This is a genomic window from Saccharothrix hoggarensis, assembly GCF_042678885.1.
Lineage (GTDB): Bacteria > Actinomycetota > Actinomycetes > Mycobacteriales > Pseudonocardiaceae > Actinosynnema > Actinosynnema hoggarensis.
On the sequence record NZ_JBHTLK010000539.1, the window covers coordinates 1 to 561 of the forward strand.

1 pseudogene is annotated in these 561 nt (G+C 79.3%); it reads left to right on the top strand.

The features are described 5' to 3' along the window. Positions 1-561: pseudogene (locus ACFQ3T_RS37000) on the top strand (hypothetical protein); the annotation flags it as partial.

Sequence of the window (561 nt, forward strand, 5' to 3'; positions counted from 1 at the left end):
GGCAGGCGGAGCCGTCGAAGAGCGAGCACACCGTGCAGCGGCGCAGCCGGGTGGCCGAGCGCACCGAGATGATCAGCCGCGACGCGTTGACCGACAGCCAGGCGGGACGGCGTCCGGAGACCGGCGCGGTCCGGCGGCCGCCCGCGGGACGTCCCGAGGTGGCCGGCGAGCAGCGGCCCGTCGCGGAGGCGAACGGCGAGGCCCGGTCCGTGCCGGCCGACGTGCGGCGGCCGTCGACGGCACGGGTGGAGCTGACCGGTGAGCACCGTCCGGTGGAGGCGCGTCGGCCGAGTGCCGGGCGGGCCGAGCTGACGGGTGAGCACCGTCCGGTGGGTCGTGTGGAGCCGGAGTCCGTGCGGCGGCCGGCTCCGACCCGGGCCGAGCTGACCGGTGAGCACCGTCCCGTGGAGGCACGTCGGCCGAGCGCCGGGCGCACCGAGTCGACGGGCGAGCAGCGCCCGGCGGAGGCGCGGCGTCCCCGTGCCGAGCAGACCGGCGAGTACCGCGCGGTGGTCGGCCGGCCGGCCGACCCGGTGGTCGCCGAGCCCGCGGCACGTCCCG